Origin of the sequence: Pseudonocardia sp., from assembly GCF_025465255.1 — a bacterium.
Classification (GTDB): Bacteria; Actinomycetota; Actinomycetes; order Mycobacteriales; family Pseudonocardiaceae; genus Pseudonocardia.
On the sequence record NZ_JAODNI010000033.1, the window covers coordinates 45,635 to 58,326 of the forward strand.

Sequence of the window (12,692 nt, forward strand, 5' to 3'; positions counted from 1 at the left end):
CGGGTGTTCCCGGCCGGCCATCTCGGGCCGATGGGGTGCGGGGATGCGGTTGGCCGTTCTCGACATGGCGGGCACCACCGTGGCCGACGACGGGCTCGTCCTCGACGCGGTCCGGCGTGGCCTCACCGCGGTGCGCGTCCCCCTGGACGGCCCGCGGTTCCCCGCGCTGCGCCGGCAGGCCGAGGCGACGATGGACAGGGCGACGCTGACCGTCTTCGGCGATCTCCTCGACGGCGACATGCAGCTGGCGCGACGGGCGGCCGTGGCCTACGAGGCCTGCCTGGCCACGGCGGTGGCGGCCGGGCGGATCCGGGAGATCCCCGGGGCCCGGGCGGCGATCGAGATGCTGCGCGCGTCAGGGGTGGCCGTCGCGCTGGTCTGCGGGTTCGGGCCGGAGACCCGAGACGCGGTGATCGACGCGCTCGGCTGGTCCGGCCTCGTCGACGCCGTGCTCTCGCCCTCCGACGCCGGCGGGCGCGGCATGCCGGATCCGGCGCTGGTCCTCGGCGCGGCGAGGCGCACCGAGGTGGAGTTGCCCGACGCCGTCGTCGCCGGCGACGCGAGCGCCGGGATCCTCGCGGCGGTCCGGGCGGGGGCCGGGCTCGCCGTGGGGGTCCGCACCGGCGCGCACTCCGAGCCCGTGCTGCGCCGGGCGGGAGCGCACGCCGTGATCGACTCGGTGGCGGACCTGCCGGCGTTGCTCGGCCTGCCCGGCTGAGCCAGGAGAGCTCGGAGCCGGTTCTCCCCGGAGCCGGTTGTCCCCGGACTCAGTTCTCCTCGGCGTCCGCGGTCCCCGCGGGCGGGGCCATGCCGTAGCTGCCCCGGTAGAAGGTCAGCGGAAGCCGGGCCGGGTCCGCACCGAGATCCGTGACGCGCCCGACGACCACGGTGTGGTCCCCGCCGTCGTACTCGTTCCAGAGGGTGCAATCGATCCAGGCGCTCACGCCGTCGAGGATCGGGGCCCCGGACGGGGCCGGCCGCCAGTTCTTGCCCGCGTACTTGTCCGTACCGGAGCGCGCGAACGCGTTGCTGACCTCCTGGTGGTCCTCGGCGAGGATGTTCACGCAGAACGAGCCGACCTCCCGGATCCGCGGCCACGTCGACGACGTGCGGGCGGGGGAGAAGCTGATCAACGGGGGGGCGAGCGAGAGCGACGCGAAGGACTGGCAGGTGAAGCCCAGCGGGCCGTCCGGCCCCTGTGCGGTGACGACCACGACGCCGGACACGAAGTGGCCGAGGACGTCCCGCATGGTCGCCGCGGTGACCGCCTCGGGAGCGGTGCTGGTGCTCGGCGTTGATCCCGTCATACCCCGACAGTAGGCAGCGACGGGGACGTTGACCATCCGCCGTGCGCCGGATCGCCCTGCGCTCCGCGCAGGTCGTTGCCGCCGGGTCGTCGCTCGTGCGAAGGTCGACGGCACACGACGTGGTGGAGGTGCCCTGCCCGATGGCCGATCTCGAGCGGTTCTCGATGCTGATCGGCGGCAAGCCCGTCGACGCCCAGTCCGGCCGGACCTTCGAATCCCAGAACCCGTACACCGGTCGGCCGTGGGCGCTGGTCCCGGACGGGGGCCCGGAGGACGTCGACGCCGCCGTGTCCGCGGCCCGCACCGCCCTGAACGGCGAGTGGGGTGCCACCACCGGCTTCGCCCGGGCCGCGCTGCTGCGGCGCCTCGGGGAGCTGGTGGGGCAGAACGCCGAACGCCTCGCCCGGCTCGAGGTCGCCGACTCGGGGAAGCTCTACCGCGAGATGATCGGCCAGCTGACCGGGCTCGGCGGCTGGTACGCGTACTACGCGGGGCTCGCGGACAAGATCGAGGGCCGGCAGATCCCCTCGCCGAACCCGAACTACCTCGTCTACACCCGGCACGAGCCCGTCGGGGTCGTCGCGGCGATCACGCCCTGGAACTCGCCGCTGCTGCTGATGACCTGGAAGCTCGCGCCCGCGCTGGCCGCCGGCTGCACGATCGTGATCAAGCCGTCGGAGCACTCGCCGGTGTCCACGCTGGCCTTCGCGGAGCTGATCGAGCAGGCGGGGTTTCCGCCGGGCGTCGTCAACGTCGTGTCCGGGCAGAGCCGGGAGGTGGGGGCCGCGCTGGCCGGGCACCCGGGCGTGGACAAGGTCGCGTTCACCGGCTCGACGGCCACCGGCCGGGCGGTGGCGCACGCCGCGGCGGAGAACCTGAACAAGGTCACCCTGGAGCTCGGCGGGAAGTCCCCGCAGGTCGTGTTCCCGGACGCGGACCTGAAGGCGGCGGCGAACGGGCTGGTCGCGGGCGTGTTCGCGGCGACCGGGCAGACCTGCATGGCCGGCAGCCGGCTGATCGTGCACGAGGACGTGCACGACGAGCTGGTCCGGCTCGTCGCGGAGCGCGCGTCGCAGATCCGGCTCGGGGACCCGAACGACCCGGAGACCGAGATGGGGCCGGTCGCGAACGGCCCGCAGTACGAGAAGGTCCTCGGCTACCTGCGCACCGCGCGGGACGAGGGCGCCACGGTCGCCTACGGCGGCGGCGCGGACGAGGGTCTGGGCGGCTACTTCGTGCAGCCGACGGTGCTCACGGGCGTCGGACCGGAGTCGACGATCGTCCGCGAGGAGGTCTTCGGCCCGGTGCTCTCGGCGTACACGTTCCGCACCGAGGAGGAGGCGGTCGAGCTGGCCAACGACACGCCGTACGGCCTCGCCTCCGCGGTGTGGACGAAGGACGTGCACCGCGGCCACCGGGTCGCCGCGAAGATCCGGGCGGGCACGGTGTGGATCAACGCCTACCGCGTGGTGGCGCCGAGCGTGCCCTTCGGCGGCGTCGGGCTCAGCGGCCTGGGCCGGGAGAACGGCGCGGGCGCGGTCTCGGAGTACACCGAGGAGAAGGCGGTGTGGGTGGAGCTCAGCGGCGAGACGCGGGACCCGTTCACCCTGGGGTGAGCCGTCCGGCCCGAAAGCCGTCCGGCAGCGGATCACCCGGACGGGCGGTCCGGGGGGCGTCAGCCGATCGGGGGGCCTGTCGCGGGTGTGCGGGGCCCGCCCGACCGACACACTGCTCTCGGTCGGCGCCGCCCTGTACTCGTGGGGAGCCCGGGGGCGGCGCCGGCCTGGGAACGAGATCCGACCCGGACGAAGGCGCCCGGGCCGGATCTTGGTCGTTTCGGCGGTGGCCGGCTGTCAGCTGGCGTAGGCGCGCAGGCGGTCCGCCCGCTCACCGATCCGCAGCTTGGCCATGACCTCACGCTCGATTTGGCGGACCCGCTCGCGGGAGAGCCCGAAGCGGCGACCGATCTGATCCAGCGTGCGCGGCTGCCCGTCGTCCAGGCCGTACCGCATCCGGATCACCGCCTGCTCGCGGTCCTCCAGCGTCGAGAGCACCCGGCGCAGGTCGTCGTGCAGCAGGTGCGAGATCACGGTGTTCTCGGCGTCCGCGGCCTCGGCGTCCTCGATGAAGTCCCCGAGCGGGGCCTCCTCGTCGGTGCCGACGGGCATGTCCAGGCTCACCGGGTCACGGGCGTGGTCCAGCAGGTCCGCGATCTTCTCGACGGGCAGGCCCGACTCCTCGGCCATCTCCTCGTGCGTGGCCTCGCGGCCCATCCGCTGGTGCATGTCCCGCTTGATCCGGGCCAGCTTGTTGACCTGCTCGACCAGGTGGACGGGCAGCCGGATGGTGCGGGCCTGGTCCGCCATGCCACGGGTGATGGCCTGTCGGATCCACCACGTCGCGTACGTGGAGAACTTGAAGCCCTTCGCGTAGTCGAACTTCTCGACGGCGCGGATCAGGCCCAGGTTCCCCTCCTGGATGAGGTCCAGGAGCGGCATCCCGCGGCCGGTGTAGCGCTTGGCCAGGGACACGACGAGCCGGAGGTTGGCCTCCAGCAGGTGGTTGCGAGCCCGGGCGCCGTCGCGGACGACGGCCCGCAGGTCACGGGCGAGCCCGGCCTCGATCTCCTCGCCGGTGTCGGCGGCGGTGTCGAGCTTGTGCTTCGCGAAGACGCCCGCCTCGATCCGCCGGGCGAGGTCGACCTCCTGGGCGGCGGTGAGCAGTGCGGTCTTGCCGATGCCGTTGAGGTACACACGCACCAGGTCCGCGGCGGGACTCTGCGCGTCGAGGTCCTCGGCGGTGAGCTCCGGCCGGGCGGACGGTTCCACCTCGTCGGAAGAGGTACGCTGGCTCGGCAGGCTCCGCGGCGAGCCGGTGGACTTCCGGACCGGGGACTTGCGGGCAGCCGTCCGCGCGGTGGCGGCTTCGGCGGCCTTCGGCGACACGGTGGTCGGCGCTGTCATCTACGTTCCTCCCCATGCGACCCGGGCGGTACTGGCGACCTGGAAGCTGCTGATTGGTCGGAACCGCCGGGGTTCTACAGGGTTGAACGCACGTCGCCGGACAAACGTTCCCGCGATACGCATCCCCCGTCCGGGTCAATGCAGATCACCTTTTGGGCAAGATCACGGTTCGGGATCGTCCGGCGACGCCGTCCTACCGCCTCGTCGTCACGGCGCGGGCACGCGCGGGGTGTCCCGCGGGTCCGCGACCGCCTTCGACGCCCGCCGCCTGCGGCTGGTGCTCCGCGGATCGGTGTCCGAGAGCTTCCGCACCGCCTCGAGCAGGGGCGGCCAGTCGTGACGCAGCGCGTCCCGGCCCATGAACAGGCCCAGGTGCCCGCCCGTCGCGGTCCGCTTCGTGATCTTCTTCGCGGGGGTGCCGACGGCGTCCGCGGCCGCGAACAGCTGCGCGGGCGGGGTGATGTGGTCCGTCGAGCCGGCCAGCAGGAACAACGGGCACGTGATGGAGCTCATGTCCACCTTCCGGCCGTCGATCTCCAGTTCGCCCGAGATCAGCCGGTTCTTCCAGAACAGGTTCTCCACGAGCCAGAGGTAGAAGGCGCCCGGGATGTCCTGCGTGTGCTTGAACCAGTCCTCGAAGACGCGGTAGCGCTCGACGTGCGCGGCGTCGTCGATGTTCTCGAGCAGCTGCAGCTGCCGGGAGATCTCGGACTGCGGCTGGATCATGATGAAGTTCGCCAGCACCGCGCGGCCGGGCATGTTCCCGCCGCCGGCCGCGACGAGCGCCTTGTACGGCGCCATGCCCAGCTTCCCGGCCATCGCCAGCGTCGAGGCCGCGATGACGGAGTCCCCGGCGTGGAAGTCGATCGGCGCGCCGGCCAGCGTGAGCGTGTGCACCCGCTCCGGGTGCAGCGCGGCGTAGATGGTGGCCAGCCAGCCGCCCTGGCAGTCCCCGACGAGGTTCGCCTTCCCGCCCATCCGGCGGATCGAGCGGTCGATCATGTCGAGATAGTCCGTGACGGTGACCGTGCGCGTCGCGGAGGTGGCCGGCCGCCAGTCCAGCGAGTAGACCTTCGTCAGGCCCGCGGCGCGGACGACGGCGATCTGGCTCTGCTGCGGCGAGAAGTCCACGACCGTCGACGAGTGCCCGGCCTGCGGCGGGAGCACCAGGGTCGGCACGACGGCGTCGTCGCGGTCCTCGGGTGCGGTGAAGTCCCGCAGGTGCGCGAACGGCGTGCTGAGCACGATCTCGTTCGGCAGGTGCCACTGCGGCACCCGGCGGTCCAGCATCGTCGACCACCACGCCATACCGCGCGCGGCGGTCTCCAGCGGCGTCGTGAAGTGGGTGACGGTGTCGACCCAGGCCGTCGCGGTCGCGCGGGCCAGCTCGGCGACGCTCCGGGCCGTGGTGACGGCGTGGTAGCCGGCCAGGAAGCGGAGCGGGTCGGGGTGCGGCGAGCCGTCGTCGGCGTCGCCGCGCCCGCCCGGGACCGGGCCGGAGGTGCCGGCCAGCGGGACGGAGGCGAAGTCGTCCGAGCCGTCCTGCGGTCCGGCGTTCCTCGACCTGCGGTGCAGCTCCAACGGTGTCTGTGCAGCAGCAGTCATGGCCGTCTCCCATCTCCTTCGATGTCGGAGAAGTCCGATACCGAACGGTAACCGTGATGAGGATCCCAAGCAACGCGGAGCTACCCATTGGTAGCGCTTGCTATCTCAAGCGCAGGTGACGGGGCATACACGTGACCCGGGTCCGCCATCCGGCGCTACCGGCGAGTACCCCTCACGATGGGATCACCGCCCCGAGGGGCCCCACGACCTGGGCATCTGCTCGCGGCGACGGACGCGATCCACGAACCACGGGAGGCTTGGCCACCGATGTCCACCACCGCACCTACCGGAGCGAGCAACCCCACCGTGATCGGCGCCGCCGCCGAACCCGCGACCGGAACGGCGAGGGCGGAGGCCGCCACGGCGCGCGTCACCGCGTTGATCGCCGAGCTCCGCGAGCTGCTCGACCCCGCCACCACCGCCGCCCGGATCGATCCCGTGGGCCTCGGCGGCGCCGTCCGCGAGGCGGTGCGCCAGGTGATCACCCACCCGCGGTCCGCGCTCAAGGTCGGCCTCGGCTGGGGCGGGGACGCCGCCCGCGCGACGGTGGCGTCGGCCGCCCGGGCCGTCGGCGGCACCAAGGAGGGCCCGGCGGACCTGCCGGCGAAGGACAAGCGCTACAGCGACCCGGCGTGGCAGGGCAACGCCTGGTACTACCTCTGCCGCCAGCAGCACGCGCTGTTCGCCGCGCGGCTGAGCGAGCTCGCGGCCGGGACCGAACTGTCGCCGGTCGCGCGGCGCAAGGTGGACTTCGTCGTCGGCCAGCTGGTCGAGGCCACCTCGCCGGTGAACTGGCCGGCGTCGAACCCGGCGCTGTTGAAGAAGGCGCTCGAGACCGGCGGGCAGAGCCTCGTCCGGGGCCTCGCGAACATGCTGCGGGACGTCGTGCAGAACCGCGGGCTGCCGCGCCAGACCACGCCCGGTCAGTTCGTCGTGGGCAAGGACCTGGCCGCGACGCCCGGCCGCGTGGTCTACCGGAACCGGCTGATCGAGCTGATCCAGTACGAGGCGCAGACGGACGAGGTGCACGAGGTCCCGCTGCTGATGAGCCCGCCGTGGATCAACAAGTACTACATCATGGATCTCGCGCCGGGGAAGAGCCTCGTGGAGTGGGCGGTGCAGCACGGGCACACCGTCTTCATGATCAGCTACCGCAACCCGGACTCCGCACTGCGGGACCTGACGATGAGCGACTACCTGCGGGAGGGCCCCGTCGCCGCGCTGGACGTGGTGCAGGAGATCACCGGGGCGCCGAAGGTCAACGTCGCGGGACTGTGCCTGGGCGGCACCATGTCCGCGGCCACCGCCGCCTGGCTCGCCCAGAAGGGCGAGGACCGGATCAACAGCCTGACGCTGATGAACACGCTGCTCGACTTCACCGGCCCCGGCATGCTCGGAGTCTTCGTCGACGAGGCGACGGTCGACCGTCTCGAGAAGGTGATGAAGCGGGACGGCTACCTGCCCGCGGAGAAGATGAAGACGACGTTCGACATGCTGCGGTCCACGGACCTGATGTGGAACTACGTGGTGAACAACTGGCTGCTCGGCGAGCCGCCGGCGGCGTTCGACATGCTCAGCTGGAACTCGGACTCGACCCGGATGCCGGCGGCGATGCAGACGGAGTACCTGCGCACCTGCTACGTCGAGAACCAGTTCGCCGAGGGCAAGCTGGAACTCGCGGGAGAGCGGCTCGACGTCGCCGACGTCACGCAGGACGCCTACGTCATCTGCGCGGAGCGGGACCACATCGCGCCGTGGAAGTCCGTCTACAAGGGGGCGGCGAAGCTCGGCGGCACCGTGCGGTTCGTCCTCTCGAACTCGGGGCACATCGCCGGCGTCGTGAACCCGCCGTCGGAGAAGTCCCGGCACTGGTTCGGCGAGTCCGCGGACCTGCCGGCGAACGCCGACGACTGGCGTGACGACGCGGGGGAGCACCGCGCGAGCTGGTGGGAGGACTGGACGCCGTGGATCGCCGAGCGCGCGGGCGCGATGCGCACGTCGCCCGCGATCGGCGGCACGACCCACCCCGTCCTGGGCGACGCGCCGGGGAGCTACGTGACCGGCTGAACGGCCGCCTCCGGGGTGCTGCGTGCGGCGCAGGCCCCGTAGAAGGAACAATGTGCTCATGGCAACCGGTTCGTCGTCCCGTTCCTCGAGTGCGGGGTCGCAGGGTCCGCGCCCCGAGGGCTGGGCGGCGCAGTTCAACGCGCTCGGCGGCTTCATCCGGTCGCAGCGGCAGATGGCCAAGCTGTCACTGCGCGAGATGGCGTCGATGACCAAGGTTTCCAACGCGTACCTGAGCCAGGTCGAGCGCGGGCTGCACCAGCCGTCGCTCAAGGTGCTGCACTCCATCGCGGACGCGCTGCAGCTCTCCACCGAGCAGCTGCTGCAGCAGGTGGGTTGGGCGTCGGACCCGGCCGCGGCCGGGGCCACCGCCGCGGCGGCGGGCCCGCACGGCTCGACCGTTCAGGGGGCTGCGCCGGTGTCCGGGGTGGAGGAGGCGATCGCCGCGGACGGGCGGCTCTCGGAGGAGCAGAAGCTCGCCCTGCTGGGGGTCTACCGGAGTTTCGTCGAGAAGTCCGCGGTGTGACGCGCCGCGTTGCTTGAAATACTTAACGATCGTGCGTAGTTTAGGAAGCGCAAGGCCGACACTTCCTTCACGAGAGGCACTTCTCATGAGCGCTCCGACCGAGCAGTTCGCGGACTACGCCAAGCGCGGCCAGGAGGCCGTCACATCCGCCGTCAAGACCTGGGCGGACACCGTTCAGGACTACGCCGGCACCTTCACCGGCCACCGCCCCACCTCCGCCGACGCGCACGCCGCGCTGGACACCGCCTTCGACACCACCCTCGACGTCGTGCAGAAGATCGTCGCCGGGCAGCGCCAGGTCGCCCGCACCCTGCTCGACGCGGGCGTGCAGGTCGTCGAGGTGATCGGCGAGCAGGCGAACAAGGCCGCCACCAAGGCGACCGAGACCGTCACCGACGCCGTGAACGACACCGCGGCCAAGACCACCCGCACCCGCTCCGCCAAGAGCTGATCCGGGCCCGGGACGTGCGCGCCCTCGGCGAGGCACGATCTCCGCGGCGGGGTCCTCGGTGGCCGGCACGGCGCACTCCGATTCGGTGATGCGCCGTCCCGGGCCGTCCGGGGAGCCCCGCCGCGCGCTCAGCCCGGGCTCTCGACCAGCACCGTGAACGGGCCGTCGTTCACCGACTCGACGGCCATCTGCGCCCCGAACACACCGGTCTCGACGTGGGCGCCGCGCGCCCGCAGCGCGGCCACCACCGCGTCGACCAGCGGTTCGGCCACCTCGGGCCGGGCCGCCGCGGTCCACGAGGGGCGGCGTCCTTTTCGGACCTCGCCGTAGAGCGTGAACTGGCTGACCACCAGCAGCGGTGCCCCGGCCTCGGCGCAGGACCGCTCGCCGTCGAGGATCCGGAGCTCGTGGAGCTTGCGCGCCATCCACTCCGCCGTCTCCGGGGTGTCGTCCGTCCGGACGCCCAGGAGCACCAGCAGGCCTTCCCCCTCGATCGCGCCGACCACCTCGCGGTCGACCGTCACCGAGGCCCGGGTGACCCGGGCGGCGACGGCGCGCATCAGGACCCAGCCCGCATCACGGGCCCAGCCCGCATCAGGAGCGCTGCCCGCGCCACCGGGGGACGGGGGCCCATCCGTCGACCGGCAGCAGCACGCCGTGCCGCACGAACTCCCGCACCGCCGGCAGCGTCGCGCGCACCAGCTCGTCGATCGGCCGGTCGTGCGCGAACGACAGCAACGTCAGCAGCTCCTCCAGGGGCAGCTCGCCCCGGCAGCCGGCGAGCAGCGCCGCCGCGGGGGCGTCGACCTCGTGCCGCCACCGCGGCCCGTCCGCCCGCACCACCGCCGAGCCCGCGTCCGCCCAGCCCCGGTCGTCCCCGGAGGCCGGCACGGAGTACTGCTCCAGCACGGCGGTGGGGGCGAGGTTGAGCCGCGTACCGAGCAGCGCCTCGTCGCTCGTGTGCTCCTGCAGCCAGTCGACGCGGTCCAGCCAACCCGTCATCTCCTCGCCGAGACCGCCGTGGTCCCCGGGCAGGTCCTCGACGACGACGGTGCCCTCGCGCCCGTCCTTGCGCTTGCGCAGCAGCAGGAACCCGAAGCCGACGCCCTCGACCCGCTCGCCCTCCATCCAGTCCAGCCACGCGGCCGCCTGCGCCCGGGCGTCGGGGGAGGAGAGGTCGAGCCCGGCGTCGCGCTGCCAGACCCCGACGTGCATCGCGGGGTCCGTCACCTCGCGCTGCAGGATCCACGCGTCGCAACCCCTCGGGATCCACCCCGCCACGCGGTCCGGCCAGTCCTCGCCGAGCACGTGCAGCCACGAGCCGAGCAGCTGCGCCACGCCGCCGGGCATGAGCCTGCCGGGCAGGTCCGCGAGCAGGGCGGCGATCGCCTCGTCGCCCGCGCGGCCGGAGTCCCGGTAGACGTAGTCGACGCGCGGCGGGCCCGGCACGAACGGCGGATTGGACACGATGTTGTCGAACTCGCGGTCCGAGACCGGCTCGAGCCAGGGCCCCTTCAGCAGCTCGGCGGTGTGCACGTCGCTCAGGGCGAAGGTGGAGCGGGCCATCGCCAGGGCCCGGTCCGCGACGTCCGTGGCGACCAGCACCGTGGAGAACCGCGAGGCGTGCAGCGTCTGCACGCCGCAGCCGGTACCGAGGTCCAGCGTGCCGAGCACCGGACGCCGGACCATCGACGCGGCCAGCGTCAGCGACGCCCCACCGACGCCCGTCACGTGGTCCCGGTCCTGCCGGGACGCCGGCGTGTCCAGGTCCGACAGGACGTACCAGTCCGCGTCCGCGAGCTCGTTCGCGTCCCCGCCCTCGCCGTAGGGACGCAGGTCGAGCGCGGCCCGCAAGCCGTCGTCCGCCCTGCTCAGCAGGCCGGCGGCGACGTAGCGGTCGACCTTGCCGAGCGCGCCCTCGACGTCGGACTCCGGCTCGGTGCCGCCGAGCAGGAACAACCGGACGAGCGTGCCGAGCTCGCCGGCGCCCCGGGTGGCCCGCGTCGGGGCCTCGGGCTCGCCGCGGGACAGGGCCGAGTGCGCCTCGTCCCCGAGCAGGGCGCGCACCCCGCCGGTGGTGAAGTCCAGGTGCAGGAAGCGGCCGCGGAGCCACTGGCAGAGGTCGAGGGGCAGGGCGGGGGGTGGCAGGCGCTCGGGCACGACGTCCATCCTCGCGCTCGTGATCGGTGGTCGCACCGCCGCCCCCGGTAGAGTGCCCGCCCGTGAGCCTCACCCTGGCGCAGGACGCCGACGCCGACGCACTGTTGGACCGTGACCCGTCGGCGCTGCTCACGGGCATGCTGCTGGACCAGCAGATCCCCATGGAGCGTGCGTTCGCCGCCCCGGCGGAGCTCGCGAGGCGGCTCGGGACGGACCACCTCGACGCCCGGGAGATCGCGGCGTACGACCCGGAGAAGCTGGTCGCGATCTTCGCCGCGACGCCCGCGCTCCACCGCTACCCGAAGGCCATGGCGGCGCGGGTGCAGGCACTGCACACGGTGATCGTCGAGCGCTACGACGGGGACGTCACCGGCATCTGGTCGGACGTCGCGGACGGGCAGGAACTCGTCGCGCGGCTGCGCGCGCTGCCCGGGTTCGGCGCCCAGAAGGCACAGATCTTCACCGCGCTGCTCGGCAAGCAGCGCGGCGTCACGCCGCAGGGCTGGCGCGAGGCGGCGGGGAGCTACGGCGAGGAGGGTTCGCACCGGTCGGTGGCCGACGTCGTCGACGCGGCGTCGCTCGAGCTCGTCCGGGACTTCAAGCAGAAGGCGAAGGCCGCCGCGAAGTCCGGGAAGTGAGCGGCGGCCGGGACGTGATCGGGGACGGTTAGCATCGGTCCCGTGCACAAGGTCCCCACCGCGCGTCGCGGTCTCCGCGTCATCGATCCGGACCAGGTGTGCGACGCCACCGCCGTCCTCGCCGACGCCGAGCGGGTCCAGCACGCGGCCACCGTGCTCGACGCGCTGGGCGAGGTCAACCGGCTCAGCATCCTGCTCGCCCTGCAGCACGCCGGGGACCTGTGCGTCTCGGACCTGGCGGTCGCGGTGGGGATGAGCGACAGCGCCGTCTCGCACGCGCTGCGGCTGCTCCGCGCCCACGGGATGGTGACCGCGCACCGGGAGGGCCGGCTCGTCCGGTACCGGATGGCGGACGGGCTGGCGCGCCGGCTGCTGGAGGTCGTCTCCGCGGACGCGGTGGCACCGGTACGGCTGCACGCCCACGGACATTCGGACGAACCCGACGAGCCGGAGTGAGCACGCGGCAGATCCCCTGTCAGATGGGCGCGCATTCTCCGGCACCCGGTGACAGGATGGTGGAGGAGGTGGTCCGGTGACCAACCCGCGACGGGACTCCGATCCCGTACTCATCACGGATGCACCGCTCTCGTACGAGGAAGAGCTGGTGATCCGCAAACGACGCTACAAGATCATGATGGGGATGCGCATTCCCTGCATGGTGCTCGCCGCCGTCTTCTACCAGATCCCCTGGCTGGCGGTGAGTCTGCTGATCATCTCGATCCCGCTCCCGTGGATCGCGGTGCTCATCGCGAACGACCGGCTCCCCCTCAAGACGGAGAAGCCCAACCGCTACAAGGGCGAGCACAAGGAGCTCGAGAGCCGGGACCACCCGGTCATCGACAGCTGACGCACACGTTCGCGCGCGGGCGCACATGCTGATCTGTGCGTCGGCCCGCGAACGTCTGCACGAGCGGTCAGCCGGGCCGCGCGCCGCGCCGGCCGACCGCGATCGCCGCGGCGGCGCAGCCGGCTGCGGCG

13 protein-coding genes are annotated in these 12,692 nt (G+C 72.7%); 8 read left to right on the plus strand and 5 right to left on the minus strand.

Annotated features, from left to right (window positions below; all coding sequences use genetic code 11):
• Nucleotides 1-43 precede the first annotated feature (43 nt).
• Nucleotides 44-718 carry an HAD family hydrolase gene (locus JWP64_RS03600; RefSeq protein ID WP_297492212.1) on the plus strand — a complete coding sequence of 225 codons (675 nt, stop codon included), beginning with the start codon at nucleotides 44-46 and terminating at the stop codon, nucleotides 716-718.
• A 49-nt stretch (nucleotides 719-767) separates the two neighbouring features.
• Here the strand turns inward: JWP64_RS03600 and JWP64_RS03605 are convergent, their stop codons facing one another.
• Nucleotides 768-1,307, minus strand: a complete 540-nt coding sequence (locus JWP64_RS03605; protein WP_297492214.1) for a flavin reductase family protein — start codon at nucleotides 1,305-1,307, stop codon at nucleotides 768-770.
• 140 nt (nucleotides 1,308-1,447) lie between these two features.
• Between JWP64_RS03605 and JWP64_RS03610 the strand changes: the two genes are divergently transcribed.
• Nucleotides 1,448-2,923, plus strand: coding sequence for an aldehyde dehydrogenase (locus JWP64_RS03610; RefSeq protein WP_297492217.1), 1,476 nt, complete (start codon nucleotides 1,448-1,450; stop codon nucleotides 2,921-2,923).
• 237 nt (nucleotides 2,924-3,160) lie between these two features.
• Here the strand turns inward: JWP64_RS03610 and JWP64_RS03615 are convergent, their stop codons facing one another.
• Both JWP64_RS03615 and JWP64_RS03620 read right to left on the minus strand, forming a co-directional pair.
• Nucleotides 3,161-4,270 (minus strand): sigma-70 family RNA polymerase sigma factor, encoded by a 1,110-nt coding sequence (locus tag JWP64_RS03615; RefSeq protein ID WP_297492219.1) that lies wholly within the window; start codon nucleotides 4,268-4,270, stop codon nucleotides 3,161-3,163.
• A 207-nt stretch (nucleotides 4,271-4,477) separates the two neighbouring features.
• Nucleotides 4,478-5,875 (minus strand): alpha/beta fold hydrolase, encoded by a 1,398-nt coding sequence (locus JWP64_RS03620; protein WP_297492221.1) that lies wholly within the window; start codon nucleotides 5,873-5,875, stop codon nucleotides 4,478-4,480.
• Nucleotides 5,876-6,142: 267 nt separating this feature from the next.
• Between JWP64_RS03620 and JWP64_RS03625 the strand changes: the two genes are divergently transcribed.
• From JWP64_RS03625 to JWP64_RS03635, 3 genes are all read left to right on the plus strand, one after another.
• Nucleotides 6,143-7,942: an alpha/beta fold hydrolase gene (locus JWP64_RS03625; protein ID WP_297492224.1), complete on the plus strand. Its 1,800-nt coding sequence runs from the start codon at nucleotides 6,143-6,145 to the stop codon at nucleotides 7,940-7,942.
• A 58-nt stretch (nucleotides 7,943-8,000) separates the two neighbouring features.
• Nucleotides 8,001-8,465 carry a helix-turn-helix transcriptional regulator gene (locus JWP64_RS03630; RefSeq protein WP_297492226.1) on the plus strand — a complete coding sequence of 155 codons (465 nt, stop codon included), beginning with the start codon at nucleotides 8,001-8,003 and terminating at the stop codon, nucleotides 8,463-8,465.
• Nucleotides 8,466-8,550: 85 nt separating this feature from the next.
• Nucleotides 8,551-8,916 carry a hypothetical protein gene (locus tag JWP64_RS03635; RefSeq protein WP_297492228.1) on the plus strand — a complete coding sequence of 122 codons (366 nt, stop codon included), beginning with the start codon at nucleotides 8,551-8,553 and terminating at the stop codon, nucleotides 8,914-8,916.
• A gap of 128 nt (nucleotides 8,917-9,044) precedes the next feature.
• On the opposite strand, the gene dtd is transcribed toward JWP64_RS03635, so the two are convergent.
• Both dtd and JWP64_RS03645 read right to left on the minus strand, forming a co-directional pair.
• Nucleotides 9,045-9,476: a D-aminoacyl-tRNA deacylase gene (gene dtd / locus JWP64_RS03640; RefSeq protein WP_297492230.1), complete on the minus strand. Its 432-nt coding sequence runs from the start codon at nucleotides 9,474-9,476 to the stop codon at nucleotides 9,045-9,047.
• Nucleotides 9,477-9,510: 34 nt separating this feature from the next.
• Nucleotides 9,511-11,085: a methyltransferase gene (locus JWP64_RS03645; protein WP_297492232.1), complete on the minus strand. Its 1,575-nt coding sequence runs from the start codon at nucleotides 11,083-11,085 to the stop codon at nucleotides 9,511-9,513.
• A 53-nt stretch (nucleotides 11,086-11,138) separates the two neighbouring features.
• Between JWP64_RS03645 and JWP64_RS03650 the strand changes: the two genes are divergently transcribed.
• The 3 genes from JWP64_RS03650 (at nucleotide 11,139) to JWP64_RS03660 (ending at nucleotide 12,561) form a co-directional block, all read left to right on the plus strand.
• Nucleotides 11,139-11,714, plus strand: a complete 576-nt coding sequence (locus tag JWP64_RS03650) for an HhH-GPD-type base excision DNA repair protein (RefSeq protein ID WP_297492234.1) — start codon at nucleotides 11,139-11,141, stop codon at nucleotides 11,712-11,714.
• Nucleotides 11,715-11,756: 42 nt separating this feature from the next.
• A complete protein-coding gene (locus JWP64_RS03655; protein WP_297492236.1) occupies nucleotides 11,757-12,170 on the plus strand; it encodes a metalloregulator ArsR/SmtB family transcription factor in 414 nt (137 codons plus the stop codon).
• Between the two features lie 76 nt (nucleotides 12,171-12,246).
• Nucleotides 12,247-12,561, plus strand: coding sequence for a DUF3099 domain-containing protein (locus JWP64_RS03660; protein WP_297492238.1), 315 nt, complete (start codon nucleotides 12,247-12,249; stop codon nucleotides 12,559-12,561).
• The last annotated feature ends 131 nt before the right edge of the window (nucleotides 12,562-12,692 follow it).

Coding starts and splice junctions, on each gene's coding strand:
- JWP64_RS03600 (WP_297492212.1), top strand. CDS start 44: ATGCGGTTGGCCGTTCTCGACATGGCGGGCACCACCGTGGCCGACGAC.
- JWP64_RS03605 (WP_297492214.1), bottom strand. CDS start 1,307: ATGACGGGATCAACGCCGAGCACCAGCACCGCTCCCGAGGCGGTCACC.
- JWP64_RS03610 (WP_297492217.1), top strand. CDS start 1,448: ATGGCCGATCTCGAGCGGTTCTCGATGCTGATCGGCGGCAAGCCCGTC.
- JWP64_RS03615 (WP_297492219.1), bottom strand. CDS start 4,270: ATGACAGCGCCGACCACCGTGTCGCCGAAGGCCGCCGAAGCCGCCACC.
- JWP64_RS03620 (WP_297492221.1), bottom strand. CDS start 5,875: ATGACTGCTGCTGCACAGACACCGTTGGAGCTGCACCGCAGGTCGAGG.
- JWP64_RS03625 (WP_297492224.1), top strand. CDS start 6,143: ATGTCCACCACCGCACCTACCGGAGCGAGCAACCCCACCGTGATCGGC.
- JWP64_RS03630 (WP_297492226.1), top strand. CDS start 8,001: ATGGCAACCGGTTCGTCGTCCCGTTCCTCGAGTGCGGGGTCGCAGGGT.
- JWP64_RS03635 (WP_297492228.1), top strand. CDS start 8,551: ATGAGCGCTCCGACCGAGCAGTTCGCGGACTACGCCAAGCGCGGCCAG.
- dtd (WP_297492230.1), bottom strand. CDS start 9,476: ATGCGCGCCGTCGCCGCCCGGGTCACCCGGGCCTCGGTGACGGTCGAC.
- JWP64_RS03645 (WP_297492232.1), bottom strand. CDS start 11,085: ATGGACGTCGTGCCCGAGCGCCTGCCACCCCCCGCCCTGCCCCTCGAC.